Origin of the sequence: Natrialba taiwanensis DSM 12281, from assembly GCF_000337595.1 — an archaeon.
GTDB classification, from domain to species: Archaea; Halobacteriota; Halobacteria; order Halobacteriales; family Natrialbaceae; genus Natrialba; species Natrialba taiwanensis.
In genome coordinates, this window is the sequence record NZ_AOIL01000050.1 from 25,440 (window position 1) to 51,411 (window position 25,972).

Consider the following 25,972-nt stretch of genomic DNA (forward strand, 5'->3'; position numbering starts at 1 on the left):
CGGTGAGCAGGCGGGAAAGTGGCGAGCGATCGTCGTGGTTTCGCCCCTATAGTGACAAATCCTTTGTGAATCTCGCTGAAACGAATTTCGTGGCCGTTTCTGCTTTTCGGAACCCGAAACCGATACCGCGCTACGCTCTCAGCACTGCGTCCGAGCGAGTTCGAGACTGCTATTCCGTCTCGAGCAGCCGCGACACCACCGGCGACTCGTCCGACCCGAGCGCCGAGCGGACCAGCAAGTGACCGCCGAGTTCAGTCAGGTTGATGACGTCGTCGGCACCGGCGCGCTCGAGTTTCGGCGTGTTCTCGCGGTCGGTGGCGGCAGCGACGATGCGAATGTCCGGTCGGAGTTCGCGTGCGGTGAGGACCGCCAGGGCGTCTCGAGCGTCGTCGTTCGTCGCGACGAGAATCGCGCGCGCATCTTCTATTTTCGCCCGCTGGAGCGGCTCTTCGTCGCTCGGGTTCGCATCGAGAACGCGAATGTCGCGGTCCGTGAGCGAACCAGTCACTGATTCGTTTTCGGTGACGATGAGAAACTGTTCGCCCGTCGCGTCGAGTTCAGTCACGATCGGTTCGGTCAGGTCCCCGTAGCCGAGGACGAGGACGTGGTCGTCTAGGAGTTCGAGTTCTGAGTCGGTCATCATTCCGAGTGTCTTCGAGATGCGGTCCTGTATCGCGGGCCCGACGAGCGCCCCGATGGCGATACCGAAACTGGCGACGCCGAGGACGACGACGGACATGGTAAACAGCTGCGCCTCCGCGGTTTCGGGTCCGATGTCTCCGTAGCCGACGGTGCTCGAGGTGATCAGCGTGAAGTAGAAGGCGTCGAGCAGGTGTTCGATGCCGTCGAAGTCGTCTCGGAGCGCGTACGCGCCGAAGGTACCGTAGGCCTGGACGCCGACGAGCGCGCCGCCCGCGGCGAGTTGCGTCGTCGTCAGCGAGAGCGATCGATCGAAGCGCTTGTAGGTGAGAAGGAGCGTCGGCATCGAGACCAGCGACAGCACGACGAGCGGAAGCGAGTACTGACTCGCCTGGAGCAGCCCCTGGATCGCCGTCAACGGTAACAACAGCAGCGTTGCCCACCAGCCGACGCGCAAGCCGCGCCTGAGCGCGAGCGCGCTGGCGACCATGAGAAACCCGGTGAGTGCACCGGTGAACCCGACGGCTTCCTGGACGGCGAGCGGTACGTGCGGTGCGATAGGACCGAAATCGGCCGCCTCCTGATCGATTCTGAGAATGCCGGTGGCGACTGAGAGCAACGCGACGACCAGCGCGAGAACGACGGCTGCGCGCGTCGTCACGATCCAACGCCAGTTCTCCGGTACCTGCTCCGTCACCCGCTCGCCGACCATACATACCGTTTCCAGTCCGGGCGTAGTTAAGCGTCTCCGTCGATCCAGACCCACATCGCAAGCGCCACAGCGCTCCGACCAGCATCGGCACCCACCTTCGGAGCGGTAGCTACTTGCCTCCGGCACCGATACCGCCACCTATGCCAACGGAGTGGAAACTGTTCGCGGACCTCGCCGAACGCGCCGGCGACAAACACGTCACCGTCGAGGCCACCGCCGGCGACACCGTCGGCGACGCCCTCGATGAACTCGTCGCCAACCGCCCCGCCGTCGGCGAGCGCGTCCTCACCGATGACGGCGATCTCCGATCCCAGATCAACGTCTTGCGAAACGGAACCAACGTCCTCGTCGAAGAAAACGGACTCGCAACCGAACTCGAAGCCGACGACGAGTTGGCGCTGTTTCCGCCGGTCAGCGGCGGGTAACACTGTCCTGCGATCCCTATTCGCCGTCACCGAGTGCAACGCTGAGGACGAAGTCCGGTTCCTCGGCGATGCTGACACCGGCATACGAGGCGTCGCTAACCACGGCCGTCGTCTCGGGGATCAGCACTCGAGCTCGGTCCGCGTCGAGGGCGGCGGCGTCGCGGGAGAGTGCGGCGAGCAGCGAGCGGGCCGCGTCGATGTCGTCCCAGGCACTGACGCCGTATTCGGCCCACGTTTCGGTCTCGCCGTCGTCGTTCTCCCGCTCGTAGCTTCGGACCCGATAGGCCGCTCCCACCCCGTTTCCGTCGCGCTCGACCGAGAAGACGGCAGTGTCATCGTCACGATCGTCCGCGAACGCCAAGAAATCCTCGCGCGTGAGTTCGCGCATGGCCCACGTCTCCTCCGGCGCAAGTCCCAGACCCCGCAGGTGTTCGTGGGCGTCGCTGTGCGTCCAGTAGCGCCACGCTGCGGCGGGATCGTTCGAGACCGGATCCGGTCCCGACGCGTTCGGGTCCGGTTTCGGATGTGCCATCCTGAACTCGGTCGTCGGCTCGAAGCCGCTCGTTCGCGCCGCGCCGAGCGAGGCGGCGTTCCACGAGAAGATCATGATCCGTCCGACGGTCGCGCCCTGCTCGCGGGCCCACTCGAAGCAGGCGTCGTTGAGCCGGCCGCTCAGTCCCTGCCGCTGGTAGTCGGGGTTGACACGCATGCCCTGAAACCAGGCTTCGTCGGGCGATACCAGGACGGCCTGGACGATTCCAGCGATGGCGTCGCCGGCGTCGGCAACGAACGTCTTCTTGTGGCTCTCGTCCTCGTCTTCGAGCCAGTCGTGGTAGATCTCCGGAATGTAGTCGCCGCCGCGATCCTGCCAGAGCGTCTCGGTGAAGGCCGCGACACCCTCGTAGTCGTCGTGTGTCGCTCGCCGTATCTCGATTCCAACAGCCATTGTGATCACTCCCAGGGAACCGACCGCTCCTGTAGTTCGCCGGCCAGCGAGGTCTGCATCGCCTCTTCGGCAGATGCTTCGTTCGCAAGCGCCCACATCAGTTTGACCTTCGCCGTGCCGGGAAGGGTGTCGCCGGCTTCGATCACGCCGGCGTCGAGGAGGTCGCGGCCGGTATCGTAGACCCGATCGCAGACCCGTCCCCCGAGACACTGACTGGTCATGACGACCGTCGTCCCGTCGTCGATGAGTTCCTCGATTCGCGGGATGAGGTCGGTGTGAACGTGTCCGAGGCCGGTACCCTCGATAACCAGTCCCCCCGCACCCTCGACGACATCGAGGAAGGTGGGGTCCATCCCCGGCGTGAACTTGAGCAGTTCCACGTCGTTCTCGAGTTCAGCGGTGAGTTCGAGTTCCGCCTCGCCGCGTTCCTGGTGGTCGCGGCGGAACGTCACTTCTTCGGCATCGTAGTCGACGGTGCCGAGCGGTTCCGCGCCGATCGTCTCGAAGGCGTCGCGACGGGAGGTGTGGTTTTTCCGGACGCGGGTCCCGCGGTGGAGGGCGCAGGTGTCGTCGGATTCGGAGGCGTGCATGCAGACGAGCACCTCCGCGCAGTCGCTCTTTGCGGCTTCGACGGCCGAGACGGCGTTCATCACGTTGTCCGAGGACGGCCGGTCGGCGGAGCGCTGGCTGCCCGTGAAGACGATTGGGACAGGCGTCTCGAGCATGAACGCGAGCGCTGAGGCAGAGTACTGCATCGTGTCGGTGCCGTGCATGACGACGACGCCGTCCGCGCCGGCCTCGATTTCCTCGAACACCGCCTGCGCGAGTTCTTGCCAGATCGGCGGCTCCATGTTCTCCGAGAGGATATTCGCGACGACGCGCCCGCGGTAGTTCGCGCGGCCGGCGAGGTCGGGAACGGCACGCAACACGTCCTCGGCGTCGAACTGAGCCGTCACCGCCCCGGTACGGTAGTCGACCGTCGAGGCGATGGTCCCGCCGGTCGAGATCAGCGAGATGGTCGGCAGGTCGTCGTTGAACTCGATTTCGGAGTCCGCACCGGCGTTCTCGTCTTCGTCTTCGGTATCGCTCCCGTCGATCTCGTAGACGTCTTCGTCGAGGACCTCGATGTCGGCGTCGTCCCGATCGATGCCGACGTTGTAGCCGCCGTCGAGTTTCACCACGAGGTTGTCGTCCGTGCTGGAGGGGAGCAACACGCCTTCGTACGTGCGATCCGCGCGGTCGACGCGAACGCGATCGCCTGGATTCATGCGAAAGCGTTGCGCGTCGGCGGACTTGAAGGCACGCTTTCGATTCCGGCCGTGGCACAAAGCTGGGTGGGCTAGCAAGTCAGGCGATTCCAACGACGACGAGGCCGATGCCGGTTAGCAGGAGTACGGCGGCGATCAGCGCCGTCAGTAGCCGTACCGTCGCAAGCGCATCGTCGGTGAGGTCGAGTCGGGGATAGAAGTGACGGGCTGCGGAGAGCACTCCCACCCCGATCGCGATCGCAACGATCCCGAAAGCAACCAGATCGACGTTCACACTGCACTCTAGCAGCCGAGTCATGATAAACGTCGTTCGTGCCAAAGCGGACGGTCATCCCCCGAAACCGGATCGGACGAGCGACTGCGCTTCCTCTCGTTCCGCTCGACGGGATAGCTGACAGCGTGGCGAAAAGACCATGGTGCCGGCCGCCCAGTCTTCGGATATGAACGATCGCTCGGACGAGGTGACCGAGCGTCGAGAGTCCCCCTCGACGGACGACCTCCTCTCAGAGACGGAGCAGTTGCTCTCAGACACCGGTTCTGGCACCAGACCGGATACGAGTACGAGTACGAGTTCAGGAGACCGGGGACGCGAGCAGGGTGCGATCGAATCGGGCGCTACTGCTGGGCCGGTATCCGAGTCGGCTGACGAGTTCGCCCAGCCAGCCACGTCGGCCGAGCCGGCAGATAGCCGATCGGGCGGCTCTCGCCTCGCCGGACTCACGGATCGACTGTCGCCTCGCAAGTACTTCTCGCCGAAGGCGTTTCTCGCGCTGGTGTTGACAATCGGTGCGGGTCTGTTCGCCGTCGACGCGGTGCTCCCGATCGCCGGTAAGATGATCGGTATCTTCGCGACGGCCTTTCTGGTCGGACTCATCACGTCGAAGCGGCGGTATCTGGAGCTGACCGCTGCGGGGGCCTCGGCCGGCGCGATAACGCCGTTGGCCGACCCAGTCTACGTGGCACTCGGAGCCGGCCGAACGCTCATCGCGATCGGCGTCGCAATCGGGCTGGTCGCGTCAGTTGCCGGCTACTATTTCGGTCGGGATCTCCGCGATGGTCTCTCACGAGATGTGACATAGTGGCCGTTCAACCGGCCGTTGGGCCGTAACAGATCCTCTTTCCGAGCCCGTTCCGTGCCCGTAGCGTTCGGTTCTCCGAGACGAAACGATGCCCGTACGGACTGACTTTCAGGTCGTCGTTAGCTCCCAGCCGCGTTCGGTTCGGCGAACGAGCCCGTCGTCGGCCATCGATTCCAGCAGTTCGGCGATGATCTCGCGGGGAACATCCAGTTCGGAACGCAGTTCGCCGACGGATTTCGGCTCCGACCGGATGGTCGCCAGGAGATCGGCGTAAATACGGCTTTCCGGGCCGTCGCCGACGCTTTCGGAGATCTGATCGAGGACGTCGTAGAGTTGGCTCTGGACCCATCGCTGGGCGAGCGAGAGTTCGTTTTCGAGCTGTTCGAGCTCTTCGAGGGCCTGCAGGAGGTCACCGAGTTCGTCGAGTTCATCACAGGCGATGTCGAGCGAGAGATGCCGGCAGGTGGTGATATCGAAGCCGTTGTTGGTCGGATAGGCGCTCTTGCTCGCGAAGCCGTAGGGAGAGACAGTGACTTCGAGGCGAACGTTGCGAGCGATATGGAAGTACTTGCGACGTTGGTCGTCGACGCGACTCTCGACCAGTCCGGCCGACTCGAGTTTTCGGAGGTGTTCGATGACCGCCTTGGGGCTCACGCCGAGATAGTCGGAGATTTCGGTTACGTAGCAGGGTTTGCGAGCGAGAAGGCGGAGAATCCGCCTCCGGTTCTCGTTTCCCAGCAGATCCAACAAGGCGGCGGAATCCATCGTGGGGCCGTATGGCGTCGCCGCTGAAAAGCGTGTCTGCTCGGGGAAGCCCTGACCGCGTGCGGTCATCCGGTCAGACGCCGGTCTGTCAATGCTTGATCGTATCCGATGCCGACTACCGACAGCGATTACATCTCACTCGCTCGCGGCGTCTGGCGTGATATCCGGCAATTTCAGCCGTCTGCCGGCGTCTCGGTGGGTGGTGTGTCCGTGTCGCTATCGGCGTCAGTATCAGCGTTCGATGAACTCGTGTCGTCGGTGGTCGGGCCGCTAGCTGAGTCTGCGTCTGTCTCCGGCGTCGATGGTTCCGTTGCGTCGGTCGGCGGGCCGGTCCGTGCCGGCGAGCCGTTGCCCGGTGGGTCGGAGTTCTCGCCCGAATTCCCCGAGTTCTGTTCTTGAGCCGTGCCCCGATCGGACTGGTTCCCCTGCCCGGGTCCGTCGTCGGTTCCCGTCTCGTCAGTGGGCGACTCGGAGCCTGCGTTCTGTGCGGGGGTCGGAGTCAGAGTCGGATTTTGGCCGCGGGTTTGGCTCTGATTTTGGCCGTGTTCCTGGCCGCGATCCTGACCGGCTTCCTGTCCACCGTTCTCCGGGCCGATACCCGGACTGTCCGCGGCGGGCTGCTGTCCGGACGGGCCGCCAGTTCCTGCCGAGGCCGACGAGTTCGGCGGGCCGCGGTCTGCGGGCGGGCCGTTGGCGACGCCGATGCCGCCGCCCGGATGCCGGTCGACGCCGACTACCTTCTGTGCCGTCGCTGCGATGTCTGGCCCGGCGAGATCGCTCGCGTTTTGCTGGAGCGTTTCGAAGCGCTCCTCGTCGAGCCCGGCGGCGACACCTTGGGCCTTCGTCCGTTCGATCGAGCGGTTCAGCGACGCGATGGTGACCGTGAGTCTCGTCAGGCGGGCCTCGTATGCGGCCGATGAGAGCGAGTCCTCCTGTTCACGGAGTTCCTCGCGTTCGGCCTCGAGTTCGGCGAGGCGCTGTTCGAACTCGTCGGCGCGGTCGGTGACGAGTGCGGCGCGACGCTCGGTGTCTGCGGCGTGGTACGTGGCGTCAAAGAGGCCGGTTTCGACGCTCGATTGGGCGTCTGCGCTCGTGGTTTGGAGGAAGGTTGCGACGGTCGTGTTTGTGGTTGTATTCGCCGTCTGTGTTTGCGTTTGTGCCTGTGTCTGTCCGTGTGATTGTCCCTGTACCTGCGCTTGCGCCTGTGTCTGTGTCTGTAGCCCCCCACTCGGTTCGTTCGCGCCGGCAGCCGACTGGTGGGCGGCCGGCGTTGTGAGGGCGCTCCCTGCAACCGGTGCGATCGCGAGTCCAATAACCGCTAGGAGGGCGAGACCGACGATCCGGGTGGCACTCATCGTATTCACGTTGGCTCACTCGGACCGTCCTAAAAAGTCGATCTTTCGTTCGAACCGTTCATTACCGATGGTGGGCGGTGAACGGTCGTGAAACGGGACCGCTCGCTCCCGCCCAGCGCCGTCCCCGCTGGTCGATCTCGCGTCGATTTTCAGCCGGCAGGAAGAACGTGAACGATGAAACGGTCAGTTTCGTGATGACGACTCCGCGTCGGCATCGATGTCGTCGACCAGGTCGCTCGCGATACCGGTGTATCCGGTCGGCGTCAGTGCCCCGAGTTCGTCGCGCACGTCCGCGTCGACATCGAGTTCGTCGAACAGGTCCTGGAAGTCCTCGAGCGTGACGTTTTTTCCGCGGGTCAGGGCTTTGACCTGCTCGTAGGCATCCGCTCGGCCCTCGCGGCGGAGGATCGTCTGGACGGCTTCACCGATGATTTCGGGCGTCGATTCGAGGTCTTCGCGCATGACCTGCTCGTTCGGGACGATTTTCGAGAGACCGGCGGCCGTTTTCGAGTAGCCGATCAGACAGTGAGCGAACGCGGCCCCGATGTTTCGCTTGACGGTCGAGTCGGAGAGGTCTCGCTGGAGCCGCGAGGTCGTGATGTAGTCGCCGAGGAACGAGAGGTCAGCATTCGCCTTCGAGAGGTTCCCCTCGCTGTTCTCGAAGTCGATCGGATTGACTTTGTGGGGCATCGTCGAGGAGCCGGTTTCACCCGCGACGGTCTCCTGCCCGAGATAGCGGTCGGAGACGTACAGCCACACGTCCAGATCGAGATCGAGGAGCACGGTGTTCGCACGCTCGATCGCGTCAAATAGCGTCGCGAGGTCGTCGCAGGGATTGACCTGCGTCGTCAGCCGGGCAACGTCGAGGCCGAGTCGCTCGATGAACTCGGCGGCGACGGCCTGCCAGTCGACGTCGGGGTAGGCGGCGACGTGGGCCGCGTAGGTCCCCGACGCACCGGCGAGTTTCCCGTGCAACTCGTCGGTCGCCGTTCGGATCTGTCCCGTCGCGCGACCGAGGCGGGCCGCGTAGACGGCCAGTTCCTTGCCGAAGGTCGTCGGGGTTGCGGGCTGGCCGTGCGTGCGTGCGAGCATTGGCAGGTCCCGGTGCTCGCGAGCCATGTCGGCGAGCGTGTCCTGCACGTCGTACAGCGCCGGCAGCAGGACTTCGTCGACGGCATCGCGGACGAGCAGCCGGTGGGCGAGGTTGTTCACGTCCTCGCTCGTCAACCCGAAGTGGATCCACGCCGACGCGTCGCTGTCGTCGCCCAGCCGGTAGCGAATGAAGTACTCGACGGCCTTGACGTCGTGATTCGTCGCCTCGAACTCGTCGTGGCCCTCGGTCTCGAGTTTCTTGATCAGGCGGGCGTCCTCCTCGGCGAAGTGTTTGTACAGCCCCCGGAGCTCCTCGCGCTCGTCGAGGCCGAGTTCGAGCGGCGTCGCCTCGAGTTCGGCGAGCGTAACCAGGTACTCGACTTCGACGCGGACGCGAGCGCGCATGAGGGCGGCCTCGCTGGCGTACGGCGAGAGCCGCTCCGTTCGGTTGCCGTAGCGCCCGTCGAGCGGCGAGACCGCATACAGTGCGTCGGTGTCGCTCATCGTGTGAGCGTTTCTATCCCTGTCCAAAAGCGTATCGAAACGATCGTCGGGTTCGCCCACAGGTGTGCATACCTCTTCTATTTCAGGCGAGATTACGGCGGTATCAATACACGTGTATGCATATCTCCCGGGGAGAGACCGCAACCACTTTGACTCTCGCGGGCGGGTTTACACCTATGACGCGAATCGCCGGGATGGCCGGCAACCGAGGGCGTAACCTGTTGAACATCGCCGACCGACGACCGGGCGGCGCTGAACTCGGGGTCGTCCTTACGACCGACGAGGACGCGCCGGTTCTCGAAGCCGCCGCCGAGCGCGGGGTTCCGACCGAAGTCGTCCCGCTCGCGGACGATATGACCCGCCGGGAGCACGAGGAGGCAGTGCTCGAGGCGCTCGCGGACTACGAGTTCGAGCTGGTCTGTCTGGACGGCTACATGCGCATCCTTTCGGACACGTTCCTCGATGAGGTACCGATGACGCTGAACGTCCATCCCTCGCTGCTGCCGTCGTTCCCCGGCACGGACGCCTGGGGCGACGCGCTCGAGGCCGGCGTCTCGGTTACTGGGTGTACGGTCCACGTCGTCACGGACGCGACCGACGAGGAGGGCGACGTGGTCGAGAGCGAGGTCGACGGCGGACCGATCGTCACGCAGGAGCCGGTGCCGATCTACGAGGGCGACGACGCCGAGGGCCTGAAAGAGCGCGTGCTCTACGAGGGCGAGTTCAGCGCGTACCCGCGTGCGGTGAAGTGGGTTGCCGAGGGCGTCGTGACCGTCGACCGCGACGCCGGGACGGTATCCGTCGACGCCGACGTGGCGAGTACCGATACCGATGATCACAGCGGTCTGCCCACGCGCCGGTTCGTCTCGAACGACCGGGTCGATACGCTCCGGTACGGGGAGAATCCCCACCAGGACGCCGCCGTGTACGCGGACGCCACCTGCGACGAGGCGAGCGTCGTCCACGCCGAACAGCTAAACGAGGGTGCAAAGGCCCTGTCGTACAACAATTACAACGACGCCGACGGCGCGCTCAACCTCATCAAGGAGTTCGACGAGCCCGCGGCCGCGGTCATCAAGCACACGAACCCGGCCGGCTGTGCAACCGCTGGCTCGCTCGCCGAGGCGTACGAGAAGGCGCTCTCGACGGATCCCATGAGCGCCTTCGGCGGCATCGTCGCCCTGAACCGCGAGTGCGACGCCGACACCGCCGAGCAGATCATCGACTCGTTCAAGGAGGTCGTCGTCGCGCCCGGCTACACCGACGACGCGCTCGAGGTCCTCTTCGAGAAGGATAATTTGCGGGTGCTCGACGTTGACGATCTCGGCGAGCGAACCGAACGCTTTACCGAAAAACCACTCGTCGGCGGCCGACTCGTCCAGGAACGCGATCTGCAGTCGATTTCCATCGACGACCTCGAAATCGTCACCGAGCGCTCGCCGACCGACGCCGAACTCGAGTCGATGGTCTTCGCCTGGCAGACGCTCAAACACGTCAAATCCAACGGGATCCTCTTCGCGGACGGGACCGAGACCGTCGGCGTCGGGATGGGGCAGGTTTCCCGCGTCGACGCGGTTCGACTCGCGGCGATGAAGGCGGACGAACACGCCGAGGGCAAGGACGCCGAGGGGGCCGTGATGGCCTCGGACGCGTTCTTCCCGTTCCCGGACGGCATCGAGGAGGCCGCCCAGGCGGGTATCGAGGCCGTCGTCCAGCCCGGCGGCTCCGTCAACGACGACGACGTGATTGAAGCCGCGGACGAGCACGGGATGGCCATGGCGTTTACGGGCTCCCGTAGTTTCCGCCACGACTAACGGGACGAGACAGGACTACCGACCGTCTCCGCCGCCGTCGGTCTCGGCCGTTCCGAGCAGAACACTACCGGCGTAGACCAGGAGGTAGCTCACGAGGTAGTAGAGCCCACCCAGCGTGAGGACGATGAGCCCCTGTCCGAGAACGGGAACCGCAAACAGCCGTTCGAGACCGATCGGGTCGAACAACAGCCTCCTGGTCGCGCTGACTGGCATGTAGACGAGCAGCCAGAACACCCATTCGAGTTCGGTGAGCAGGGCGTCCGGAAGCGCGATCGGCTGGCGAAAGGAGAGGCCGGCGAGGACGAGCGGCCCGGTGATGAGGAGGACGAAGACGCTCGTGACGGGCCGGTCGGCCGCCCGCTCCAGGAGGGATTCGAGGCGGGTCACGTGGTCGAATTGGCGGGTTGACACTATAGTCATTGTGGAACGACGGTGCGCACGAGGCGAACGTCTCAACTGAGAAAACTTACTATCTTCGAGAACAACGTGTCCCGCATGCCTGATTGGTCACGTTGTCGTCCCTCCCGACGCCGACTCCTGGCAGGTGTGGGGACGGGAGTCTCCGCACTTGCCGTCTGGGGGCTGTCGCCGCTTATTACGAGCGGGTCAGTGCCATCGACGCGCCCGCGTATCATCGGCCACCGCGGCGCATCCGGGCTGGAACCGCCGAACACGGCAGCCGCGATTCAACGCGCCATCGAGCTCGGCGTCGACGGTGTCGAACTCGACATCCGCCGAACTCGTGACGGCACGCTAATGCTGTTTCACGACCCCGTTTTGGACTGGGATTCGACGGGTCACGGGTGGATTCGAAACACCACCTGGGAGGAGATCCAGGGCGCTCGCATCGACGGCGAACCGCTCATTTCGCTCGCCCGCGCGCTCGAACTCCTCGCCGACACCGACGTGTCGATCTATCTCGAACTGAAAGAAGCGGGCTACACCGATGCCATCCTCGAGATGGCGCGTACCCACGGTGTTCTCGATCGGGTCACGGTGATCTCGTTCGAGGCTGCGCCGCTCGAGCAAGCACAGACATCTGACGTCCCCACTGGCCTGGTCGGCTCGGTGCCGACGTCGGGGCTGGCGGATGAGGCGACCGACTGCGGCGCCGGGAGCGTCTTCAGTCACTACGTTCCACGCGCCATCCCGAGATTCCTCGAGACGGCGCGCGAGGCGGGACTCACCGCCGGCGTCTGGAAACTCGTCGACACCAAAGGCAGCGTCCGCGACGCACTGACCACCGAACCCGACGTGTTCGTCACGAACCGGCCGGACTACGCGTTCGAGTTCTTGAACTCGACGCCCCGGAAGGGTGAAAGAGCGGTTTGACCCTGGCGAATCATTATTTGGCGTGCACGTGTCGAGAGCGTATGGATCGACGACAGTTCCTTGCGGTATCGAGCGTCGGTGTTGTGGCGGCGATGGCAGGCTGTGTCGGCAGCGCGCTCTCGACCGACGATCCGGCGCAGTCGGGCGACGAGACGGGATCGAGCGCGACGGACAACGAGATTACCGTTAGCGCCGAGGGCGAGGTCGAGGCCGAGCCGGATACGGCGACGGTGAGCCTCGGCGTCGAGGCGACCGACGAGTCCGCCGAGGCGGTCAGCGACGAGTTGGCCACGCAGTCCGAACAGCTCCGGGACGCCATCGACGATCTCGGGATTCCGGACGAGAACGTCGAAGAGGGCCGCTATCGGATCAGCCCGTCGGCGGCGGCGAGACGGGAGGAGGGGGTCGACGAGTTCGCCGGAACCCACTCGTACCAGGTGACGATCGACGATGTCAACCGGGTCGGCGAGATCATCGACGCCGCCGTCTCCGCCGGGGCCGACGACATCGGCCGGGTGAACTTCACGCTACAGGAAGAGACGCGGGCGGCGCTTCGCAAGGATGCGATCGACGATGCGCTGGCGACCACAGACGAGGAGGCGGCCCACATTGCATCGAATCGAGAGGTCGAACTCGCCGGGACGAAATCGGTGACGACGAACGACGTCCGGGTGAACTCGGTGCGACACGACGTCGAGTTCGCAGCGTCGGCGGACGACGCGAGTGCGCCGCCGACCGAGATCGACGCCGATCCCGTGACCGTGACGGCGAGTGCGACGGTCGTGTACGCCTTCCAAAACTGAACGCCGTCGTCAGCCGTCAGGTTTCGGCTGACCTAAATCGAATCGTTTTTGAATGATTAGGTCGGCCTAAACCGTATGGACGACCGAAGTGTCACTGGACGGGTGGGGGTCGACCGGAGCCGCCGCCGATTCGTCGCCGCGAGTACGGCGCTCGGCGGTGCGGTGCTCGCTGGTTGCATCTCCGGCGGAGACGATCCGACCGGAAACGGCCACTCGAACGGCGACGGTCACACCGCAACGTTGCAACCGGTGGGCGACGTTTCGTTCGACACCGTCCCCGAACGCGTCTTCGTCGCCTTCCCGCAGTACGCCGACATGGCCGTCGCACTCGGCCACGGCGATGCCGTCACCACGCTGTTTTCCACCGAGATGTCCGGCACGACGATGAACAAGTTCTACGACCACCTCCCCGGCGTCTCCTTCGACTGGGAGGGCCTCCCGAACCCGCTCGAGGGCGGCCTCCGGAAGGAACAGCTCTACGAACTCGACAGCGACGTTCACTTTCTGGACCCGTCCTACGTCCTGAAACACGACGACTGGACCGAGGACGACATCGATGACATCGCCTCGACCGTCGGACCGTGGATCGGCAACTTCCACAGCGGCGTCCACAGCGATCCCGCGGACGCCTACGCCGACCAGTACGAGTTCTACACGCTCTGGGAACTGTTCGACCGTGTTGCGGACGTGTTCCAAGAGCGCGAGCGCTACGCGGAACTCAAAGCAGTGTACGACGAACTGCACGATCACATCACGTCGAACCTTCCGCCGGAAGACGAGCGCCCGACCGCCGCCCGCGTCACGCTCGGCGACGGCCAGTTCTATACCTACCACCTCAACGCGCCCGGCTACTGGCAGGCGGATACGCGTCCGCTCGCCGCCGCCGACGCGCTCGCCGACCGCTCCTGGTCGGGCGACTGGGGTACCGTCGACTACGAGACGATGCTCGACGTCGATCCCGACGTTATCTTGCACCTCTGGGGAATCACCTCCCAGTACAGCATCGACAACATCCGCGACGAACTCGAAAGCCATCCCGTCGGAAGCGACCTGACGGCGGTGCAAAACGACCGCGTCGTCGCCGGCGGCATGCGATACCAGGGGCCGCTCATGAACCTCTTCCAACTCGAGATGACGACCAAGCAGCTCTATCCCGACGAGTTCGGCGCTTGGCCCGGTTACGAGCCTGGGACACCGTACCCGGATATCCCCGAGGACGAACGGCTGTTCGACCGCGAGCGCGTCGCGGCGATCGTCCGAGGGGAGTTCTAATGGGCGAATCCGCGTTGGATATCGCCGCCGAGACCGACGTTGCCGTCGCCGTCGTCGGCGGCGGTCCCGCGGGCTGTGCAGCCGGCGTCTTCACCGCCCGATACGGCCTCGAGACGACGATCTTCGACCGCGGACCGTCCTCGTTGCGTCGATGCGCCTCCCTCGAGAATTACCTTGGCTTCCCCTGCGGGATCGGCGTCGAGACGTTCCTCGGACTGGCACACGACCACGCCGAGACGGCGGGCTGTCGAATTCGGGACGAACTGGTCGAATCGATCACGACGCTCGAGGACGGAACCGACGGCTTTCGGCTCGAGTCGCAGTCGGGCGAATCGATTACGGCGCGGTTCGTGATCGCTGCAACGAAGTACGACGGCACGTACCTCCGAGAACTCGACGACGAGGCGAGGATGTTCGTCGCAGATGACGACGAGGAACGCGAGCGGTTCGATCGCGACTATCCCGGCGACGACGGAACCACGCCCGTCGACGGCCTCTACGTCGCCGGGCCGCTGGCCGGATGCGGCGATCAGGCGATCATTGCGGCGGGTCACGGCGCGACGGTCGCTCGAACGCTGCTTCGAGACTGCCGTGAGGAAGCGGGCTTTTGGGGCTGGTTCGCGGATCACTACGACTGGCGGCGCACGACCGAGAACCGCCGCGAGGAATGGGCGGAGCCCCAGCAGTGGCTCGACCTGCTCGAGGATGACGCCCCCGACGATGTCGACCCGCACACCGTTCGACGGCTCTCCGAAATCGCCGCCGAAGAACGTGACTCAGACTACGTCGCGTCCGACGTTGCGAATCGTCGGGCCATGCGCGGTCAGCGACGCCTCGCCGCCGCGCTCGATGACGACGTGATTCGCGAGCGGGCCGCGGAGATCGAAGCCGACGAGTTCTGATTCGAACTCTCGTCTCGGTACCGGCGTCACTGCGCGCTCTGGAAGCTGGTGGCTGGTGACTAGTGACTAGAGACCACGCGAAACGAATTCGAATCGCTCAGTCGTCCGCCGGAACCGCTCGCTGATCCGTTTTCTCGGCCATGCCGAGGACGCTGTCGAAGAACTCGAGGGTATCTTCCGGCCCGGGATTGGCCTCGGGGTGGTACTGACGGGTGATGATGTCGTGTTCGACGCCGTCGAGTCCCTCCGGAGTGTCGTCGTTGACGTTGATCTGCGTGACTTCGAGGTAGTCGCCGGGTTCGTCAACGGTGTAGCCGTGGTTCTGGGTCGTCATGACGACCTGCCCGGACTCGAGGTCGAGGACGGGCTGGTTGACGCCGCGGTGACCGAAGTTCATCTTCGCCGTCGTGCCGCCAAGTGCCTCTGCGACGATCTGCTGGCCGAGGCAGATACCCGCGACGGGCGTTTCCTCGACGAACGCCTCGACGAGTTCGATTGCCTGCTCGTAGTTGGCGGGGTCGCCGGGGCCGTTCGAAATGAACAGGATATCGGGGTCGAGGGCCTCGACATCGGCTGTGCTCACATTGTAGGGAAGGACGTGAACCGTCGCGTTGCGGTCGAGCAGCGAGTCGACGATCGAGCCCTTCGCGCCGCAGTCGACGAGGGCGACGGTTTCGCCGTCGTTGTCCGCGCCGTAGACGGTGTGGTCGTCGACGCTGACCTGCGCGCCGATGTCGGTGTGTTCACTCATGCCCTTGCAGGCCTCGAGTTCGGCCAGGGCGTCTTCCTCGGTGGCGTCCTCGCCGACGGCGATGCCGCATTTCATCGCGCCGCCGTCGCGGATGTCGGTGACGACGTCTCGCGTGTCGAGGTGGTCGACTGCGGGAACGCCTTCGCTCTCGAGCCAGTCGGCGACATCGTCGGTGAGTTCCTTTGCGAGCACGGCGCGGGGGTGGACGCGATCGTCCTCGAACCGTTCCGTTCGGACGCCGTAGTTGCCGATCAGCGGGTAGGAGAAGGTGAGAATCTGTTCCTCGTAGGACGGATCGGTCAGGCTCTCTTCGTAGCCGGTGTAGGCTGTCGTGAAAACCAGCTCGCCGCGAGCCGTTCCCGAAGCGCGACCACGTCCCTCGAGTACGTGTCCGCCCTCCAGTGCAACGTAGGCTGCTGTCATTACGAACTACGTATTGGATACACCGGCATAAGTGTTGTCTTCGAAACTCAGTTACGAATTTCGTAATCGGTAAGTGCCACTCGTCCGTAGTCACGGATCTCAATGGACGAACTCGATCGAGCGATCCTCGACGTGCTGCGACGGGACTCCCGAACTCCCTACACGGAGATTGCGGACGAGGTCGGGACGAGTGAGGGGACGGTTCGCAATCGCGTCGAGCGGATGATGGACGACGAGGTGATCGAACGGTTTACGATCTCGACCCGGACGGGCAACGTCAAGGCGATGATCGAGATCAGCGTCGCGGTCGACGTGGATACGAAAGGCGTCTCGGAGCGAATGGCGGAGTGGGAGGAGGTCGACTTCGTCTGGATGGTTTCGGGCGAGCAGGACGTCGTCCTCGTCGTCGACGCCGCGGACACGCGCGGCGTGAACGATCTCATTACGAAAGCGCGCGATCAGGAGGAGGTCGTCAACACGAAGACGCGGCTGATCCTCGACGAACAGCCCGGCTGATCGGCGTTTGATTGGCGTTCAATCGGTGTCCGGTCGGCGTTCGTGCGGCGTTCGAGCGGATTTCGAGCAGCGTTCGAGCGGCGTGTCAAGGCGGCTTACTCCGTCGACTCTTCTCCCGGCGGCGTTCCGACCCCCGGCGTCGGCCGCTCGATCGCGTCGATGACGCGCTTGCGGCGGTGGATGGCCCGGTACCCGCGTCGCACCACTTCATCCAGCGTCGACCGGGAGACCTGGGCCTCGACACGGCCGTCTCGAATCGCTTCGACGACCGCCTCGGGCGTGAGCCGCTCACTCTCGATAGTCGTGTACGCTCGTCCGACCTCGAACGGATAGTGGGCGTCGCTGCCGCCGACGAGCGGCAGGTTGCGTTCCGACGCCAACTTCTCGACCAGCGGACGCGACCGCGGGTGTTTGCCGTTGACCTCGATGGCGTCGAAGGGAACGTCCGTGAGCTCGCGAACGGTGCTGTTTCGAAACGGGTGTGCGACAATAGCGGCGCAGTCGTGATCGTGGGCCAGCGCAACCGCCTCCGCCGGGGACAACGCCCCCGGTTTCGTCTCCGCCGGCGGATCGGGTCCGACGACGAGGACGTGACCGCGATCGGTCGTGATCTCGATTCCGGGCAGGGAGATCGCGTCTGCGGCAGGGTTCAGGCGGGTGTAGTAGTCGTGGTTCGTCGTCGCGACCCCGTCGAGCCCGCGTCTCGCAGCCATCTCGGTGAGCACTCGTGCACCAAGCGGGTCGAATCGATCACCGAGAGACCGGTGACCGTGAAAGAATCGCGTGTGCGCGTGAAGATCGACGAGATACACACGAAGGCAAACGCCAGCCAGACCCTTTTGCGCTCGGCCGGCATACGGTGGGGTATGCACTCGGAGGGTAGAGACAGCGACGCCGATCCCCGCCGCGTCCTCGTTCTCAATCCCGTCAGCGGCAGCCAGGACCACGTCGACGATATCGTCGAACTGGCGGCCGACTACGGGTTGACGGTCCGGCAGACCGAGGGAGCAGGGGACGCGATGCGGTTCGCCCGCGACGCCGCACCCGAGGCGGACCTGATCGCCGCCGCCGGCGGCGACGGCACCGTCAACGAAGTCATCAACGGAATCGCGGCCGCGGACGAACTCGAGACGACGACGCTCGCCGTCGTTCCCGCGGGCACCGGCAACAACTTCGCGACGAACATCGGCATCACCGGCCTCGAACACAGTTTCGAGGTGCTCGAAACCGGCCGGCGGCGGCGGATCGACCTCGGCGTCGCGAACGACCGCGCGTTCGTCAACTCCTGCGTCGGCGGCGTGACCGCCGAAGCCAGCAGCGAGACGACGCCGGACGGCAAACGAGCGCTCGGCGTCCTCGCATACGTGAAAAACACCGTCGCGACGGTCGCGGACTTCGACTCACTCTCGCTACGGGTCGAGACGGTCGAAGGACCGAACGGCGAGGCCGCCCAGTCCTGGACCGGCGACGCGATGTTCGTCCTCATCGGCAACTGCCGTCGATTCACCGGCACGCGCACCGCACAGGCACACGTCGAAGACGAACTCTTCGAGGTCACGATCATCGAAGACGCGCCAGCGACCAACCTGCTCGGCGACGCCGCCCTCGAAGGGCTGTTCGACCGCGAGAGCGCGCACATCATCCGCCGACGAACGCCGTCGCTCACCGTCGAAAGCCTCGAAGACTCCATCGAATACAGTCTCGACGGCGAAATGCTCGAAACGGAGACGCTACGGCTCAAAGTGAACTCGCAGCCGCTCGAAGTCGCCGTCGGAGAGAGCTATCAAGAGAATCCCGACGCGGACGAAGGGTGGCCGCTCGAACCGACGCACTAGGCGAGCACCGAGTTCAGTTCAGACGGTCGAGTTCTGTGGTCCGGGTTCCACGGGGCCAGTAGCAGGCGCTCCTTCCCGTCGTTCAGCGGTAGATATAAGTCACTACCAGTTAACAATTAGGACGGAAGCCACATCGGACATGAAAGTGTCCCGGATGTTGGAGCATCCGAGACGTGGCTTCCACCCCGCAAGGGTCAAAGCCATGATTGCGTACATTCTCACGGGATATAAACATCCCGCACGACTGACGGATCGGTATCCCAAGCGAGCAGCGGCTCTTACAGGCGGTCTCGGGAACGCGCCGAGGTGTTCGACTGCGTGACCGACGACGATGCCGCACGCAACGCGACTAGCGACGGCACCGGCAGAACGGTCGAGACGAGCACGGCTGGCACTGATACCGGCGAGACGGACGACGCGGAATCCCTCGGGTCGGAGGTGTCCATGACGGATCCCGACAATGCGGACCCCGACAATGCGGACCCCGACAATACGGACCCTGGCGACACGACGGACGGTCCAGAAACCCCGTTTCCGCGCTGTCCGCGCTGTAACACGCCCATCGTCCAGCGGACCATGATCGGGCCGGGCGAAGCCATCGCCGGTCCCTGCGGCTGTCGCGTCGCCCCCCGCGTCGGCACGCGCTCACAATCGGACTCCGACGACTGAGCCACCGCACGCCGAGTTCAGTTCACCTGCACTCGGGTCGCGGCGGCCAGCCGAGTTGGCGGGGGTGTGCGAGCGGATCACCGCGGTCCGTCCGCCACTACCATCACCACCACCACCATCGGAACCACACCACCACCGCCCAACTCGGTCCGTATCCGCGACACCGATTCGAAGCGATGAACTCGTCGCACGCCTGAGCAGACTGGACAGATTCTCAGAGTGTACCGATTCTCACAGGCTATCTCTATGCGGTTGGCCCCGTACTACGGGTCGTGAACGATTCATGCCGACCGACAACCGACAGTACGGAGCGATTGGTCGTCACTACGGCCGACCGGTGAAGGACGGGAACGCGAGAAGAACCGCCCGAGGAACCCGAACTGGCGTTCTTCGCGCTGACAACGCTGCCGAAATCCCACCAGTTTCCGGACGAGGTCAGCGGGCATGACGACTCCGAACGGTGGGGGACCGAGCACGCAGGTGACAGTGGGTATTGACGCCCCGCAAGAGGAAGTTTACCGAGCGTTCCTCGATCCCGACGCGGTGGCCACGTGGCTGCCGCCGGAGGGCATGGATGGGCACGTCCATTCCTTCGATCCGCGGGAGAGCGGCGAGTTCAGAATTTCGTTCACGTACCGGGATCCCCGGAACGATTCGCCGGGAGGAGAGGGTGGGAAGACCGCTGACGATACGGATACGCACCGCGGGCGGTTCGTCGCGCTGGTGCCCCACGAGAAAATCGTGGAGACCATCGAGTTCGAAACGACGGACCAGCGATTTGCAGGCGAGATGAGAGTCACCGTGTCTCTAGAGGAGACCGACGAGGGAACTGCAGTCACGTACCGCTGTGAGAACATCCCGGAAGGTATCCGCCCCGAAGACAACGAAGCCGGGAATCGATCGTCCTTACGGAACCTGGCTGAACTCGTCGAGTGAATCGCTGTCTCTCGTGCGGAACAGTCGCTGCTCTTTACCGGTTACATACTCTAGGCCGCGGTTAGAGTCCGGTAAATCGCGTATCTGTTAGCAGAACACGAAAAAGACGTATTATTTTCCACAAACACGATTCTGTAGGCTAAAGTACTTGTTAGGTGAGAACCATTCTAGAGTGTATGTGTCCGCCACTATCTCGTCGGAAGCTACTCGCCGGTGGTTCTATTGCTGGTCTCAGTACTCTCGCTGGCTGTCAAGGGGCAATGAGCCCGTTGACCCAGCGTACACCGGACAAAAGCGAGACTAACGGGGGCGGCAAATCACTCGGACTCGCCTACTCAGAAAGCCGTACATCCTTCCCAAGCGAGAAGGAGACTCACAGCGGATGGGTTCACATCGTCAGTGACGGTGAATCAGCAGATTTGACGTTTGATGTCAGGCTATGTAGCGAATTAGGAGACGTTGAACCGGAACTGACCAATGCTATTTCGAATGAATACGTCTTGAGATTCACTGTGAGTGGTGAATTCAGTAGCGGCACGCCGTCCAATGAATCGACCGGTGATTCGGAGTGCAGTTCCGTGACTCACCTTGTCGGTGGTGCAAATGTTCCGAACGACTGGGAATCGCTCACCGTCGCGGTGAACAACGATGAAATCCAAACGATTGAGCGGTCAGGATCGACGCCGGAACTCCGGCCGCTTCCGGACCCAGTACGTCCTCGATAGTCTCACACACTGTTCCGAGTGGTTCTGACGGGGAGTCTGCCGGAACGACCCGTTCTCCAGTGTCTATATCGGCCCATTCCCTGTACCCAGCACGCGATTCTATACGTCGGCTCGGTAGATCAGCACCGGCGTGCTCATCGTCCACTGACACCAGATTGACTCTAAACACCAGAATTAACGACACATGTGTATGATCTACTGTCCTCTCCCGCAGTGCAACTCGCTTCTCGTGTTCATCGATGCCGCTACCGAACGACCAAAAGCCGATACTGGTTTCACGACCCTCTGCAATGATGCAGACATGACTACGCCGCGGGACGACGACTTGCAGCACGAAAACGCCGGCCAGGACGTCATCGCCGTCGACGCCGACGACACCGAACTCGAACTCGTCAACCGACTCGAGGCCCACACCGGTGACGGCATTCGCCACCGGGCGTTTACCGCCCTCGTCTTCGACGACGAAGACAACGTCCTGCTGGCCCAGCGCGCCCCCGACAAACGCCTCTGGGGCACCTACTGGGACGGCACCGTCGCCTCCCATCCCGTCGACGGCCAGAGCCAGACCGACGCCACGCGCCAGCGACTCGAAGAAGAACTCGGCATCACCCCCGACCAGTACGACAACCTGCGCCTGACCGACCGCTTCGAGTACAAACGCTACTTCGAAACCGCCGGCGTCGAGCACGAAGTCTGTGCCGTCCTCAAACTCACCCTTTCCGATCGCGAACTCGAGCCGAACGAGGACGAGGTCGCCGGCCTGCTGTGGGTCCCCTACGAGCGGCTTCACTCGAACCCAGAGTGGTACCGTCAACTCCGGCTCTGTCCGTGGTTCGAAATCGCGATGCGTCGGGACGTGCGCTGAGACGCCCACGTTCAGTAGCCACCACTGTGTTGCTCCCGCCTTTCTGCGCCGCTGTCGTTTTCACCCACAGGATCGGCTTCGTCGCGAGCCGTCCCACCGGTATCATCCGCTACCGGCCGGTCGAGCCGACCCGAACGGACGACGACGGTGTCGGCCACCCGATCCCCGACGCGCTGGCCGGACGGCGAGACGGCCGACGCAAGGACGCCCACGGCGTATAGCAGCGGCGGAACGCCGAGGCCGTCGACGTACCGCAGGAGGTTCCGCACCGCACTGGCCCTGAGCGTACACGGCTCCCCCTCGGCCGTGGTGACCATCAACGAGCGGGCGACCTTGCCGGGCGTACGACTGTACCGCCACTCGAAGACGAACGTATAGGTGAGGTTGACCGGGATGAGAACACCGAACGAGAGTGCGACCGCGACCGGTCCCTGCGCATCCAGCACCGGCAACACGGAGAGGATGACGTAGCAGATCGGCGCGACGAGCAGGACGTAACAGAGCCCGAGATCGATNGGTCCCTGCGCATCCAGCACCGGCAACACGGAGAGGATGACGTAGCAGATCGGCGCGACGAGCAGGACGTAACAGAGCCCGAGATCGATACCCGCCGCCAGCGCTCGGTCCACCAGAAGCTGTCGCCCTGCGGTCTCCGGGTTCGGCCGTGGCGGCTGTGAACTCGGCCAGATTTCCGGTACCCGCATTCGATCACCGAACTCGAGAGTGGCACTCGCCGATCACGGGAATCACCAGCCGCCGGTCAGTTCCTTGCCCTCCGCAAGTCGCTCCTCGGCCTGCTCCTTCGCCGTCGCGAGGGCATCTTCGATGGCTGCATCCCCGACGATAATCTGGTTCATCATGTCCGCATAGTGGTATCCGCTGAGTCCGTACTGCTCAGCCCCCGTCGTCGGACTCTCCTCCGTGTTCTGGCCGTACAGCGGGACGATCTCCTCCTGGATCTGCTGATTGAGTTTGAGATGCTCCGGCCACGACTGGAAGTACTCGAGGTTCGCGTAGGCATCCGACGTGACCACGTCGTCGTAGGCCGGCAACAGCCGCATCGGCTCCTGCTCGAACAGCGACGCCGTCCGCTCGATCGAGTCCGCGTACAGCCACTCGATGAACTCGACCGCGCCCGCGGGATTGGTGCCGCCCTCGAACACCATATAGCCGTTCCCCGTCGGCAACGTCATGTACGACTCCTCCAGCGGAATGTCGTTTCGCGGCAGCGGCGCAACCGCTGTATTCTCCGCGATGTGATCGACGCCCTCGGCCGCGGCGACGCCCGCCGCCCAGCCGTTGACGTGGTACATCTGACCGACTCGACCCTGCACCCACTGTTCGAGGGATGTCCCCCAGTTCAGGCCCGATGGGTCCGGCGAGTACTGCGCGAGTTCAGTGAGGTATTCGAGCGCTTCGATGGCTTCGTCTTCGGGGACCCAGACCTCGACATCGCCGTCTGCCAGCCGATGGGTGTCGACGCCGTTCTGGTAGAGGAACATCCAGAACAGTTCACGACTCTGGCCGACGACCCCCGCCTGCGTCGCGAAGCCGCGGGCGGTATCGAACTCGTTGGATTCGTCGATGGCTTCGGCGTTGTCGACGAGTTCGTCCCAGGTTTCGGGGACGTCGAGTCCGAGCGCCTCGTAGATGTCCTCGCGGTAGACGAGGACATTGGTGTAGCCGCCGTGAGAGACGTGGAAGGTGTCGCCCTGGCTGACGACGCCTTCCTCGTCCTCGAAGGTCTCGACGTTGATGTCGCCGTTTACGTCCTCGACGGCTTCGAGGGTGTCAGTCATGGACTGGAGCATTCCCTGGGCCCAGATGTCGGCGGCGGTGTAGAACGTTTCGACGTGGATATCGGGCGGGTCGTTGGCCTGGATCAGGTTCATCAGGCGCTCTTCGCTGTCGCCCTGAAATCCCGCGTACTCCGGGTTGACGGTGTGATCCGTTTCGTCCTCGAACGCCGGAATGAGATCGTCCTCCCACCGATCCTGCCAGGTTTCCGTGCTGTAGTCGGTGTAGAAATGAATCCCGTCGTCGTTGCCGCTCCCCCCGAGACACCCAGCGAGTGCCGCTGCGGCGCTCGCGCCCGTCGCACCCAGTATCCGTCGTCGCGAGTGTCGGTGTTCTCTACTCACGTGGTATGATACCAAGTTTCAATATATTACTCTTTGGGTTAGCAGAGTAATGAATAATTGGGAATACTACTAACGATCCAGTTATTTATAGAGAATTGCTAGAACGACGGTTAGAATAAATGTGACTCTAGGAACCGATGGTAGAGCTCGAAGTGGAACCGCCAGGCAGTATCACAGGAATTGGTGTTCGAATCTCTTTACCAGTATTTTTCCTGTCTATAAAAGTGTTACCAGCGGTTTCTATTTTACATATATTCGCTACCATATATTGGTAATAATTGGAAAACTATGAGCAACCGGTCGAAGCGTTTAATAGCAGATGGGAAGATGGGTGGTAACACATGGCAAATGAAACGGTCGAGTCGACAGCAACTACCGACCGCCGATCCGTGCGGGGGCGGCTCGGCCTCGATGGGGAAGCGCTCTGGGGCTGGGCGACGGTCGCCCCGGTGATTCTGTTGTACCTGTTCGTGGCCGTCACGCCGATCGCGTTCGCGATCTACGCGTCGCTGTTCGAAGTCCCGCTCTTGAACCCCGACTGGACGTTCACGGGGCTCTCGAACTACGTCGAGGTACTGACGATGAACTCGTTCTGGTCGTCACTGTGGCTCGGCGCGCTGTTTATGGTCGGGAGTACCGTCGTCCAGTTGCTCGTCGGACTCTGGATCGCGCTCGTCCTGAACCAGCTCGATCGTGGCCAGCGATTTCTGACCGCCGTCGCGTTCACCGCGTATCTCGTCCCAACTGTGATCGTCGTCCTCGTCGCGCTGTTCATGTTCGATGTCGAGGTCGGCGTGCTCCACATCGCCGGCTCGACCCTCGGGCTGTGGGGCGAACGCACCTTCGCGCTCGGCGACCAGACGTGGGCGATGTCGCTGGTCGTCCTCATCGGTTCGTGGAAGTTTTCGATCTTCGTCACGATCTTCACGCTCGCGCAGTTGCGTGCGATTCCCGATCGATTCTACGAGGCCGCCAAGATCTGTGGTGCGTCCCGCTGGGAGATGTTCCGCGACATCACGCTTCCGCGGATCACCGGCGTCCTCCTGATCGCCGTGCTCTTGCGCGCGGTCTTCATGTTCAACAAGTTCGACATCATCTGGATGCTGACGGAGGGTGGCCCGGCCGGCGCGACGACGACGTTGCCGATCCTCGCCTACCGAACCGCCTTCCTGCACAATGACTACGGCGTCGCGAACGCGATGGCGGTGGTCATGTTCGTCTTCCTCGCGATCGGGGCCTACTGCTACTTCCGGGCGTTCGACCCGACCGCGGAGGTGGATACATGAGCACTCCGACGGAGACGGAGACACCGTCAGAAACAGAGACAGAGGGCGGGACGCGACTCTCCTACGAGACGCGCGACCGCCTCTACCACCTCGCGCTGTACGGCAGCGCCGCGTTGTTCTCGGCCGTCATCCTGTTCCCGATCTACTGGATGGTCCAGAACGCCTTCACCGACAGTCAGACCGTCATCACCGAGTTCAGCTGGCTGCCCTCGCCCGAGACGGTGACGCTCGATAACTTCAGCGTGCTGGCTGCCGGTGCAGTACCAAGGTACGTCATCAATACGATCGTCGTCACCGCCGGGACGATCGTCGTGGTCGTCGGGGTTTCGCTCGTCGCCGGGTACGGCATGGCGCGGTTCCGATTCCGGTACAAGGAGTCGTTCGCGCAGTTCCTGTTGCTCGGCTACATGTTCAGTCCGATCGTGCTCGGCCTGCCGCTGTATCTCATCTGGTCCGAGATCGGGCTGTTGAACGCCCAAATCGGCCTCGTTATTGCGCTCTCGTCCATCTCGATGCCCTTTGCAGTCTGGCTCATGTGGAAGTACATCCAGACCATTCCGGAGTCGATGGAGGAAAGCGCCTGGATCGCCGGGGCCTCGCGCTGGCGAACGTTCTGGGACGTGGTCGTCCCGCAGACGAAACCGGCGATCGTCGCCTGTGCGCTGTTCGCGTTCGCGATCGCGTGGAACGACTTCACGTTCGCCCAGATCCTGCTGCCGAGCCAGGAGTCGACCACGTTCGCGCCGGGCATCATGCGCCTCATCGATCAGGGCGGCTACACCTCCTGGGGCGACATCATGGCCGTATCGCTCCTGATGACCGTCCCGCCGCTACTGTTCGCGTACTTCCTGCAGGAGTATCTGCTGAAGGGCTTCGAAGTTCGCACGCGATAACGACCATAGCCCGTTCGAGCACCG

At 63.7% G+C, this 25,972-nt stretch carries 26 protein-coding genes; 14 read left to right on the forward strand and 12 right to left on the reverse strand.

Features of this window, described 5'->3' with window-relative positions:
* Window positions 1–169: 169 nt before the first annotated feature.
* On the reverse strand, window positions 170–1,351 hold the full coding sequence (locus C484_RS14040) for an NAD-binding protein (RefSeq protein WP_006826569.1): 1,182 nt from the start codon (window positions 1,349–1,351) through the stop codon (window positions 170–172).
* Between the two features lie 140 nt (window positions 1,352–1,491).
* Between C484_RS14040 and C484_RS14045 the strand changes: the two genes are divergently transcribed.
* Window positions 1,492–1,776, forward strand: coding sequence for a ubiquitin-like small modifier protein 1 (locus C484_RS14045; RefSeq protein ID WP_006826570.1), 285 nt, complete (start codon window positions 1,492–1,494; stop codon window positions 1,774–1,776).
* Between the two features lie 16 nt (window positions 1,777–1,792).
* Here the strand turns inward: C484_RS14045 and C484_RS14050 are convergent, their stop codons facing one another.
* The 3 genes from C484_RS14050 to C484_RS14060 form a co-directional block, all read right to left on the reverse strand.
* Window positions 1,793–2,722, reverse strand: a complete 930-nt coding sequence (locus tag C484_RS14050; protein WP_006826571.1) for a GNAT family N-acetyltransferase — start codon at window positions 2,720–2,722, stop codon at window positions 1,793–1,795.
* Window positions 2,723–2,727: 5 nt separating this feature from the next.
* The gene (gene gatD, locus C484_RS14055; protein ID WP_006826572.1) at window positions 2,728–3,990 is read right to left on the reverse strand and encodes a Glu-tRNA(Gln) amidotransferase subunit GatD; all 1,263 of its coding nucleotides are present in this window, start codon (window positions 3,988–3,990) and stop codon (window positions 2,728–2,730) included.
* A 79-nt stretch (window positions 3,991–4,069) separates the two neighbouring features.
* Complete coding sequence (locus C484_RS14060; RefSeq protein ID WP_006826573.1) at window positions 4,070–4,288, reverse strand: hypothetical protein; 219 nt, start codon at window positions 4,286–4,288, stop codon at window positions 4,070–4,072.
* 142 nt (window positions 4,289–4,430) lie between these two features.
* Between C484_RS14060 and C484_RS14065 the strand changes: the two genes are divergently transcribed.
* Window positions 4,431–5,069: a hypothetical protein gene (locus tag C484_RS14065; protein WP_006826574.1), complete on the forward strand. Its 639-nt coding sequence runs from the start codon at window positions 4,431–4,433 to the stop codon at window positions 5,067–5,069.
* 108 nt (window positions 5,070–5,177) lie between these two features.
* Here C484_RS14065 and C484_RS14070 read toward each other — a convergent pair whose 3' ends face one another.
* From C484_RS14070 to purB, 3 genes are all read right to left on the reverse strand, one after another.
* Window positions 5,178–5,834 carry an ArsR/SmtB family transcription factor gene (locus tag C484_RS14070; RefSeq protein ID WP_006826575.1) on the reverse strand — a complete coding sequence of 219 codons (657 nt, stop codon included), beginning with the start codon at window positions 5,832–5,834 and terminating at the stop codon, window positions 5,178–5,180.
* Between the two features lie 173 nt (window positions 5,835–6,007).
* A complete protein-coding gene (locus C484_RS14075) occupies window positions 6,008–7,189 on the reverse strand; it encodes a hypothetical protein (protein ID WP_006826576.1) in 1,182 nt (393 codons plus the stop codon).
* Between the two features lie 183 nt (window positions 7,190–7,372).
* A complete protein-coding gene (purB, locus tag C484_RS14080) occupies window positions 7,373–8,785 on the reverse strand; it encodes an adenylosuccinate lyase (RefSeq protein WP_006826577.1) in 1,413 nt (470 codons plus the stop codon).
* Between the two features lie 176 nt (window positions 8,786–8,961).
* On the opposite strand from purB, the gene purH reads away from it, so the two are divergent.
* Window positions 8,962–10,599 (forward strand): bifunctional phosphoribosylaminoimidazolecarboxamide formyltransferase/IMP cyclohydrolase, encoded by a 1,638-nt coding sequence (purH, locus tag C484_RS14085; protein ID WP_006826578.1) that lies wholly within the window; start codon window positions 8,962–8,964, stop codon window positions 10,597–10,599.
* Window positions 10,600–10,614: 15 nt separating this feature from the next.
* Here the strand turns inward: purH and C484_RS14090 are convergent, their stop codons facing one another.
* Complete coding sequence (locus C484_RS14090) at window positions 10,615–10,986, reverse strand: hypothetical protein (RefSeq protein WP_152422719.1); 372 nt, start codon at window positions 10,984–10,986, stop codon at window positions 10,615–10,617.
* 108 nt (window positions 10,987–11,094) lie between these two features.
* Between C484_RS14090 and C484_RS14095 the strand changes: the two genes are divergently transcribed.
* The 4 genes from C484_RS14095 to C484_RS14110 all read left to right on the forward strand — a co-directional run bounded on the left by C484_RS14095 (window position 11,095) and on the right by C484_RS14110 (window position 14,908).
* Entirely contained in the window at window positions 11,095–11,931 is an 837-nt protein-coding gene (locus C484_RS14095; protein ID WP_239640992.1) for a glycerophosphodiester phosphodiesterase, read from the forward strand.
* A gap of 41 nt (window positions 11,932–11,972) precedes the next feature.
* Window positions 11,973–12,734 (forward strand): SIMPL domain-containing protein, encoded by a 762-nt coding sequence (locus tag C484_RS14100; RefSeq protein ID WP_006826581.1) that lies wholly within the window; start codon window positions 11,973–11,975, stop codon window positions 12,732–12,734.
* Window positions 12,735–12,809: 75 nt separating this feature from the next.
* The gene (locus C484_RS14105; RefSeq protein ID WP_006826583.1) at window positions 12,810–14,006 is read left to right on the forward strand and encodes an ABC transporter substrate-binding protein; all 1,197 of its coding nucleotides are present in this window, start codon (window positions 12,810–12,812) and stop codon (window positions 14,004–14,006) included.
* Entirely contained in the window at window positions 14,006–14,908 is a 903-nt protein-coding gene (locus C484_RS14110) for an NAD(P)-binding protein (RefSeq protein WP_006826584.1), read from the forward strand. Before C484_RS14105 ends, C484_RS14110 begins: the two co-directional genes overlap by 1 nt.
* Before the next feature lie 97 nt (window positions 14,909–15,005).
* Here C484_RS14110 and carA read toward each other — a convergent pair whose 3' ends face one another.
* Window positions 15,006–16,082 (reverse strand): glutamine-hydrolyzing carbamoyl-phosphate synthase small subunit, encoded by a 1,077-nt coding sequence (gene carA, locus C484_RS14115; protein ID WP_006826585.1) that lies wholly within the window; start codon window positions 16,080–16,082, stop codon window positions 15,006–15,008.
* Between the two features lie 102 nt (window positions 16,083–16,184).
* On the opposite strand from carA, the gene C484_RS14120 reads away from it, so the two are divergent.
* A complete protein-coding gene (locus C484_RS14120) occupies window positions 16,185–16,598 on the forward strand; it encodes an Lrp/AsnC family transcriptional regulator (RefSeq protein ID WP_006664660.1) in 414 nt (137 codons plus the stop codon).
* Between the two features lie 95 nt (window positions 16,599–16,693).
* On the opposite strand, the gene C484_RS14125 is transcribed toward C484_RS14120, so the two are convergent.
* Window positions 16,694–17,410, reverse strand: a complete 717-nt coding sequence (locus tag C484_RS14125; RefSeq protein WP_049915476.1) for a PHP domain-containing protein — start codon at window positions 17,408–17,410, stop codon at window positions 16,694–16,696.
* A 54-nt stretch (window positions 17,411–17,464) separates the two neighbouring features.
* Here C484_RS14125 and C484_RS14130 point away from each other — a divergent pair, with 54 nt between their 5' ends.
* The 4 genes from C484_RS14130 (at window position 17,465) to C484_RS14145 (ending at window position 21,628) form a co-directional block, all read left to right on the forward strand.
* Window positions 17,465–18,433, forward strand: coding sequence for a diacylglycerol/lipid kinase family protein (locus C484_RS14130; protein ID WP_049915477.1), 969 nt, complete (start codon window positions 17,465–17,467; stop codon window positions 18,431–18,433).
* Between the two features lie 318 nt (window positions 18,434–18,751).
* Window positions 18,752–19,102 carry a hypothetical protein gene (locus C484_RS25010; protein ID WP_394295314.1) on the forward strand — a complete coding sequence of 117 codons (351 nt, stop codon included), beginning with the start codon at window positions 18,752–18,754 and terminating at the stop codon, window positions 19,100–19,102.
* Window positions 19,103–19,546: 444 nt separating this feature from the next.
* Window positions 19,547–20,038 (forward strand): SRPBCC domain-containing protein, encoded by a 492-nt coding sequence (locus tag C484_RS14140; RefSeq protein ID WP_006826589.1) that lies wholly within the window; start codon window positions 19,547–19,549, stop codon window positions 20,036–20,038.
* A gap of 1,026 nt (window positions 20,039–21,064) precedes the next feature.
* Window positions 21,065–21,628, forward strand: a complete 564-nt coding sequence (locus tag C484_RS14145; RefSeq protein WP_049915485.1) for an NUDIX hydrolase — start codon at window positions 21,065–21,067, stop codon at window positions 21,626–21,628.
* Between the two features lie 11 nt (window positions 21,629–21,639).
* Here the strand turns inward: C484_RS14145 and C484_RS14150 are convergent, their stop codons facing one another.
* Window positions 21,640–22,332: an RDD family protein gene (locus C484_RS14150; protein WP_083867351.1), complete on the reverse strand. Its 693-nt coding sequence runs from the start codon at window positions 22,330–22,332 to the stop codon at window positions 21,640–21,642.
* 42 nt (window positions 22,333–22,374) lie between these two features.
* On the reverse strand, window positions 22,375–23,769 hold the full coding sequence (locus tag C484_RS14155; protein WP_006826592.1) for an ABC transporter substrate-binding protein: 1,395 nt from the start codon (window positions 23,767–23,769) through the stop codon (window positions 22,375–22,377).
* Between the two features lie 341 nt (window positions 23,770–24,110).
* Here C484_RS14155 and C484_RS14160 point away from each other — a divergent pair, with 341 nt between their 5' ends.
* Together C484_RS14160 and C484_RS14165 are read left to right on the forward strand one after the other, a co-directional pair.
* Entirely contained in the window at window positions 24,111–25,055 is a 945-nt protein-coding gene (locus tag C484_RS14160; RefSeq protein WP_006826593.1) for a carbohydrate ABC transporter permease, read from the forward strand.
* Window positions 25,052–25,948, forward strand: coding sequence for a carbohydrate ABC transporter permease (locus C484_RS14165; RefSeq protein ID WP_006826594.1), 897 nt, complete (start codon window positions 25,052–25,054; stop codon window positions 25,946–25,948). Before C484_RS14160 ends, C484_RS14165 begins: the two co-directional genes overlap by 4 nt.
* Window positions 25,949–25,972: the final 24 nt, after the last annotated feature.

Coding starts and splice junctions, on each gene's coding strand:
- C484_RS14130 (WP_049915477.1), top strand. CDS start 17,465: ATGCACTCGGAGGGTAGAGACAGCGACGCCGATCCCCGCCGCGTCCTC.
- C484_RS14105 (WP_006826583.1), top strand. CDS start 12,810: ATGGACGACCGAAGTGTCACTGGACGGGTGGGGGTCGACCGGAGCCGC.
- C484_RS14065 (WP_006826574.1), top strand. CDS start 4,431: ATGAACGATCGCTCGGACGAGGTGACCGAGCGTCGAGAGTCCCCCTCG.
- C484_RS14120 (WP_006664660.1), top strand. CDS start 16,185: ATGGACGAACTCGATCGAGCGATCCTCGACGTGCTGCGACGGGACTCC.
- C484_RS14075 (WP_006826576.1), bottom strand. CDS start 7,189: ATGAGTGCCACCCGGATCGTCGGTCTCGCCCTCCTAGCGGTTATTGGA.
- purH (WP_006826578.1), top strand. CDS start 8,962: ATGACGCGAATCGCCGGGATGGCCGGCAACCGAGGGCGTAACCTGTTG.
- carA (WP_006826585.1), bottom strand. CDS start 16,082: ATGACAGCAGCCTACGTTGCACTGGAGGGCGGACACGTACTCGAGGGA.
- purB (WP_006826577.1), bottom strand. CDS start 8,785: ATGAGCGACACCGACGCACTGTATGCGGTCTCGCCGCTCGACGGGCGC.
- C484_RS14060 (WP_006826573.1), bottom strand. CDS start 4,288: ATGACTCGGCTGCTAGAGTGCAGTGTGAACGTCGATCTGGTTGCTTTC.
- C484_RS14070 (WP_006826575.1), bottom strand. CDS start 5,834: ATGGATTCCGCCGCCTTGTTGGATCTGCTGGGAAACGAGAACCGGAGG.
- C484_RS14100 (WP_006826581.1), top strand. CDS start 11,973: ATGGATCGACGACAGTTCCTTGCGGTATCGAGCGTCGGTGTTGTGGCG.
- C484_RS14095 (WP_239640992.1), top strand. CDS start 11,095: ATGCCTGATTGGTCACGTTGTCGTCCCTCCCGACGCCGACTCCTGGCA.
- C484_RS14040 (WP_006826569.1), bottom strand. CDS start 1,351: ATGGTCGGCGAGCGGGTGACGGAGCAGGTACCGGAGAACTGGCGTTGG.
- gatD (WP_006826572.1), bottom strand. CDS start 3,990: ATGAATCCAGGCGATCGCGTTCGCGTCGACCGCGCGGATCGCACGTAC.
- C484_RS14050 (WP_006826571.1), bottom strand. CDS start 2,722: ATGGCTGTTGGAATCGAGATACGGCGAGCGACACACGACGACTACGAG.
- C484_RS14160 (WP_006826593.1), top strand. CDS start 24,111: ATGGCAAATGAAACGGTCGAGTCGACAGCAACTACCGACCGCCGATCC.
- C484_RS14165 (WP_006826594.1), top strand. CDS start 25,052: ATGAGCACTCCGACGGAGACGGAGACACCGTCAGAAACAGAGACAGAG.
- C484_RS14145 (WP_049915485.1), top strand. CDS start 21,065: ATGACTACGCCGCGGGACGACGACTTGCAGCACGAAAACGCCGGCCAG.
- C484_RS14045 (WP_006826570.1), top strand. CDS start 1,492: ATGCCAACGGAGTGGAAACTGTTCGCGGACCTCGCCGAACGCGCCGGC.
- C484_RS14140 (WP_006826589.1), top strand. CDS start 19,547: ATGACGACTCCGAACGGTGGGGGACCGAGCACGCAGGTGACAGTGGGT.
- C484_RS14110 (WP_006826584.1), top strand. CDS start 14,006: ATGGGCGAATCCGCGTTGGATATCGCCGCCGAGACCGACGTTGCCGTC.